Source organism: Saccharothrix sp. ST-888 (genome assembly GCF_000955975.1).
Taxonomy (GTDB): Bacteria; Actinomycetota; Actinomycetes; order Streptomycetales; family Streptomycetaceae; genus Kitasatospora.
This window is the reverse complement of sequence record NZ_JYJF01000193.1, coordinates 1-5,642: the sequence shown is the minus strand read 5'-3', so window position 1 is coordinate 5,642 and position 5,642 is coordinate 1. Positions and strand designations below refer to the sequence as shown.

General features: G+C 73.9%; 4 protein-coding genes. 1 reads left to right on the top strand and 3 read right to left on the bottom strand.

Annotated features, from left to right (window positions below; translation table 11 throughout):
• Positions 1-577: hypothetical protein (locus UK12_RS31680; RefSeq protein ID WP_045306662.1), on the bottom strand; the 577-nt coding region annotated here is incomplete at its 3' end.
• A complete protein-coding gene (locus UK12_RS31675) occupies positions 574-3,828 on the bottom strand; it encodes an FtsX-like permease family protein (RefSeq protein WP_045306661.1) in 3,255 nt (1,084 codons plus the stop codon). The genes UK12_RS31675 and UK12_RS31680, both read right to left, overlap by 4 nt.
• A 115-nt stretch (positions 3,829-3,943) precedes the next feature.
• Between UK12_RS31675 and UK12_RS31670 the strand changes: the two genes are divergently transcribed.
• Positions 3,944-4,639, top strand: a complete 696-nt coding sequence (locus UK12_RS31670; RefSeq protein WP_045306660.1) for an ABC transporter ATP-binding protein — start codon at positions 3,944-3,946, stop codon at positions 4,637-4,639.
• 72 nt (positions 4,640-4,711) lie between these two features.
• Here UK12_RS31670 and UK12_RS31665 read toward each other — a convergent pair.
• Positions 4,712-5,642: glycosyl hydrolase family 18 protein (locus UK12_RS31665; RefSeq protein ID WP_045306659.1), on the bottom strand; the 931-nt coding region annotated here is incomplete at its 5' end.

The window sequence follows — 5,642 nt, the reverse complement described above, 5'->3', positions numbered from 1 at the left end:
CGTAGCGCGGGTACGTCACGGCGGCCGAGGGCCACCGGCCGGCCACCAGACGGGCGTGGGAGGCCGCGTCGTTCAGGTAGGTCAGCGCGAGCTTGGGCGGCAGCCCGCCGGGGCTGGGCAGCCCGCCGTCCAGCAGGTCACGCGGGGACCGCGCGGCCGAGCCGTACACCGGGCCGTCGGCCGTCAGCCGCAACGGGGCCGGAACACTGGCGGCGATCGCCTTGGCCTTGCGGTCCAGGTCACCGCCGCGCACCTCGGGGTCGTCCAGGGTAGCCCCGGCCTTCGGCACGAGGTCCGGGGTCATCCCGGCCGTCGGCACGAGGTCCGGGGTCATCCCGGCCGTCGGCACGAGGTCCGGGGGGACCGTCACCAGCACCGAGCCGGCCGTCGGGCCGTGGCTGCGGATCAGCTCGCGCAGCCCCTGGTCCGCGCCCCGGTCCAGCGCGCGGGGCAGGGCGGCGGCCAGGAAGGCCGTGACGAACACCAGGGCGGCCGTCAGCAGGGCGGCCGTCGGCGCCGTACGCAGCCTGGTCCGTACCCAGGGCGCCCCGGCCGGGCCGCCCAGCGGCTCGCTCATGTCTCCTCCACGTACCGCAGGCGTGCGGTCAGATCCCGGTTGCGGCGTCCGCCGAGGAGCACCGGCACCAGCAGGCCGGCCGCGATCGCCAGGGCCAGCAGCGCGACCTGACCCAGCGGCAGGTGCACCAGCACCTCGGGCACCGGACGGCGGGCCGCCGGGCTCAGCACGACCAGCGGGAGCACCAGGTGCGCCAGCACCGCGCCGAGACCGACACCGACCCCCAGTCCGAACAGCACCAGGACGCCCTGCTCGGCCACCACCGCCCGGGTCAACCGGCGCCGGGAGGCACCCAGCGCGAGCAGGACCGCGAACTCGCCCGCCCGCTCGGCCGCGGCGCCCGTGGCGGAGGCGGCGAACCCGATCGCGGCCAGCACGGCGGCTGCCGTGGCCAGCGCCGCCAGGGCGTTCTGCGGAGCCGCTCCGACCGGGTCACCGCGCAGCGCGGCCGCGACCTCGTCCCGCAGCTGCAGGGTCGGGTTGCCGGCGCCGGCCCGGAGTTCCGCCGCGGCCTTCGCGGGCGTCGGATCGCTCGGCCCGGTGCCGGGCAACCACCACTCGTCCGGGGTCGGGAGGGTGCTCTGATGATCGGCCAGCACACGCTCCATCGTCGTCAGGTCGACCGCGAGGGCGGGGCCGTCGGCCGTCGGCAGTGCGGTGACGGCGGCCACGAGCCGCACAGCGATCGGGGCGCCGTCCAGCGGGACCAGGATCCGGTCGCCGACCGAGGCGCCGATCGCCGTCAGATAGCTGCGGGTGGCGATCCCCCTGAGCTCCGACACCGACCGGGTGCGTCCGTCGACCGCGGTCAGGAACGTCCTCCCCTGAGCCTCCGACCCGGTCATGTAGCGGAACACCAGCGGGTTCTGCCCCGCCACGGCGGCGGTGGGCCCGGACGGCGAGGTCCTCTTGTTCGAGAGAGCAGGGAGCTTGACGGACCACCCGAGGGCGGTCGGCACGGTCGCCGCCGTGGCCGGACCGTCGGCGCTGTCGGCGGCGGCGATCCGGTGGATCGTCAGTTCGCCGACGGCAGGCAGTCCCTGGACCGGATCGGGTGTGATCCCGATCCCGGCGATGGTGAGCGGAGCCGCCGCCGCTCCCAGCGGAGCGCTCGGGCCGGGGCCGAGGTCGACGGAGACGGTCCGGTCCCCGATCGGCAGCGCGGGGACCGGGACCTCGTACGGGGCGCCGAACCGGTCGTGCAGCCGAAGGCTCAGCGTCGGGCCGTGCGGACCGCCGGCCCCGCCGCCGGCCAGGCCGGTCACCCGGATGCTCAGGTCCAGGTCGATCCGGCGCGGGTGGCCCGGCAGCGGGATCCCCGGCTGCGGGCCGTCGGGCACCGGCGGGGCCAGCTCCTTGAACAGGTCGCCGACGGTGCGGCCGCCCAGCAGGTCGGGGCGGATCCGCAGGTGCTGTGCCGCTGTCGGGGCATCCAGCGCCAGGAGGTCGGCGTCGTTCTGGCCGGGCAGCGCGAGGCGCTTGCGGACGACCGGGATCAGGCGGTCGCCGCCGGGCAGCGCGGCGTACCTGTCGCCCTGGCCCGGCGGCGCGCTGCCGGGGTCGGAGATCCGCAGGCCCGCGGCGGTGGTGAAGTCCGCCCGGTCGCCCTGGGAGCCGGACCAGGTGGCTCGCTGGCCCAGCGCGAGCATGCCCATCGAGACGGCGAGCACCATCAGCAGGACCGGTCCCGTGCTGTGTCCGGGCCGCCGGGCGAACTGCCAGCCGACCAGCGCGTATTCCAGGTCCCGCCGCCGCCCGGCCAGCCGCTCCCCCAGCCTGGCCACCAGCGGCAGCACCCGGATCACCAGGACGGTGCCGGCCGTCAGCGCGATGGTGGGGGCCACGACGAGCAGCGGATCGATGCCGAGCCGGCCGGCCTGGTCCGCACTCAGGCCGCCCCCGGCGTAGTGGGCGAGCTGCTGGCAGGCCACGGCGGCCAGGCCCAGCAGCGCAAGGTCCCCGCCGGAGCGGGCCGCTCCGGCGACCAGCGCCTGGCGCCGTCCGGCGCGCCGCAGCGCTGCCGTGCCCGCCGAGCGGAGCAGCCCGGGCACGGCCGCCAGCAGGACGCAGCCGAGCGCGCAGCCGGCCGCCACGGCCCAACTGGTCCAGGGCAGACCGGTGTTCAGCCGGGTCTTCGCCAGCGGCCCCCAGACCGTCAGCAGCCGGACCAGCAGCGGGGTGAGCGGCGGGGCCAGCAGTACGGCCGGCAGCGCGAGCAGGGCCGCCTCCGCGGCGGTGAGCGTGCCGATCCGCAGCCGCGAAGCGCCTCGGGCGGCCAGCAGTCGGTTCTCGGCGGCCTGGCGGTCCGTCAGCAGATTGACCACCAGCAGCAGTGCGGCGGCGGCGAGCACCCCCAGTTGCAGCATCCCGATCAGCAGCGCGGACCGGGCCACCAGCCGGTCCGACTCCAACTCGCCGAGCACTGAGGGAAGTTCGGTCTCGATCTGCAGGCCGTCGAGGGCCAGTCGCCCGGCGCGGTCCCGCAGAGCCGCGGCATCGGAGGCCCGCAGAGCGTCGAAGTCGGCGGCGACCAGGTACTTGCGGCCGTCCTGGGCGAGGCCGGCCGCTGTGAAGACGGTGTCGTCGACCAGCAGCGGGCCGTAGGTGGTGAAGGACTGGACCTGGACGCCGCCACCGCCCAGTTCGTCGAGCCGCCAGTAGGGGTCGTCCCGGTCGACCGGCTGGTACACACCGGTGATCCTGACGGCCCGCGTGCTGCCGTCGTACCGGTCCGTGAGGTCGACGACCGCCGGCAGGCCGGCCGAGGTGAGTCCCAGCCGGTCGAGCGCCGGCCGGGGGACGGCCGCCTCGATCGGTGCGGCGGGCCCGGCGGCGGCCTGCGGCCACCGTCCGGCGAGCAGGCGGGTCTGCGAGCGGTCGAGCGAGGCGAGGTGGGTGAGGTCGGGGTTGGCGCCCTTGGGGCCGTCCGCGGTCGTGCCGGGCAGGGCGAAGGAGCGGCTGTCGGCCACACTCCGGACGGTGTCGGGCAGCGGGGCGAACAGCCCCCGGGCCAGCCCCGCGACGGCGGCGTCCTCCTTGGCCCGCGCGCCGAGGTCGCCGTGTCCGCGGACCAGCACGACCGTGCGGGCGAAGGCGGGGCCCTGGAGCGCGTGCCGCAGTCCGGCCTCGCCGACGCTCCGGTTGAACGCCGACAGCGCGGCGAGCACTGCGGCGGTGAGCAGCACGGTGAGCATCGCGGCAGCCGCCAGCGGCAGCCGCCCACGGAGTCGGCGCACCAGGAAGCCGACCATTCCGCGCGTTCCCCTATCGGACCCGATGTCACCGAATAGCGAAGATTATGGTCAGAAAAAATCCCGTAACGGAAGGGTCTTGCGCGAATCATGTGACTATCGCGCACACTTGAGCATGACGATCCAGCAGAACGCCGCAGCTGCACCGATGGTGACGGTCCGGAACGTGACCAGGCGCTTCGACTCCGGCGCCGGGGAGGTGTACGCACTGCGCGGCGTCTCCTTCGACGTCCGGCGGGGCGAACTCATCGCGCTCAAGGGCAGATCGGGATCGGGCAAGACCACCCTGCTCAACCTGGTCGGCGGCCTGGACAGCCCCACCAGCGGCGAGATAGGTCTCGACGGCACCGACCTGACGCAGCTGGACGAGGAGGGCCGGCTGGCTCTGCGGCGGGACCGGATCGGTTTCGTCTTCCAGTCGTTCGGGCTGATCCCGATCCTCACCGCCGTCGAGAACGTGGGCGTGCCGATGCGCCTGCGGCGCGTCCCGGTCCGCGAGCGCGAGGAGCGGGCACGTACCCTGCTGGCCCTGGTCGGACTGGCGGACCACGCCGAACAGCGTCCGGGCGAGCTCTCCGGCGGCCAGCAGCAGCGCGTCGCCATCGCCCGCGCCCTGGCCAACGAACCGGCGCTGATCATCGCCGACGAGCCGACCGGCCAGCTGGACTCCGAGACCGGACGGTCCGTGATGGAACTGCTGCGCGCCGTGGTCCGCAGCGAGGGTGTCACCGCGCTGGTGGCCACCCACGACCCGACGCTGATGGAACTCGCGGACCGCGTGGTGGAGCTCTCCGACGGCCGGATCGTCTGACCACGGCAGGCCGCCGCCCCGGGTGCGTCGGTACCCGGGGCGGCAGTGACTGATGTGACGTCAGATCACCCGCTAGCAGGGACCGTTGTCGGTCCAGACGCCCCACTGCCCGCTGAGCGTCGGGTCCTCACCCTGGGTCCACCACTTGTTGGTGTAGTAGTGGCCCTTCCAGGAGACCTTGGTCGGGCCGGCGTAGACCGCCGTGGCGTTCCAGCTCGGGGCACCCGCGCAGGAGGACGGCGAGGAGGTCGGGGAGCCACTCGGGGAGCTCGTCGGCGAGCCGGTGGGAGAGCTGCTCGGCGAGGAGGACGGCGAGCTGCTGGTCGACGAGGACGGCGAAGAGGTCGGCGGGGCCGGGCAGTTGGCGGCGGAGCCGTTGGTCGCGTTCACCATCGAGTCGAACAGCGAGGTCTGGGCGCCCAGGTCGTAGAGCGAGAAGGCGAAGGAGCCGCCCAGGCCGTTGCAGTGCGCGTAGTCCATCTTGGCCTGGATCGACTTGGCGTTCTCACCGCTCCAGAAGGTGGTGCCGTCGTAGAAGTACGACGTCTTGGCGGCGTCGTCCCAGTAGGTGTCGGCCGGATTGTCGACGAAGCCGTTCAGTTCCTTGTACATCCGGATGCCGTTGACGTTGCCGGACATCGAGGAGCCGGTGGCCGGCCCGGTCGCGCTCTGGAAGAGGCCGTGGTTGGCGCCTGCGGGCACGCCGGTCCAGCCGCGGTAGTAGAACGGGACACCCATGTTGATCTTGTTGGCGGGGAAGCCGCCGGGGATCCCGTACTGCGGGTCACCGACCGTCCAGGCCTTGATCGCGTTGTCGATCGAGTACTTGCCGTTGCCCGGCTTGACCGGTGTCATCGGGTCGTTGGGGCCGGAGTAGATCGGGGCCTGGTGGTTGGTGGGCCCGGTCGCGTCCCAGGCGCCGTGCATGTCGTAGGTCATGACGTCCAGGAACGTGAGGTACTGGCCGAGCTTGTCGGTCTCGACGTTCTGGATCTTGTCCTGG

What these genes read in the sequence shown, in the direction of transcription:
- UK12_RS31675 (WP_045306661.1), bottom strand. Translation starts at nt 3,828, where the DNA reads ATGGTCGGCTTCCTGGTGCGCCGACTCCGTGGGCGGCTGCCGCTGGCG.
- UK12_RS31670 (WP_045306660.1), top strand. Translation starts at nt 3,944, where the DNA reads ATGACGATCCAGCAGAACGCCGCAGCTGCACCGATGGTGACGGTCCGG.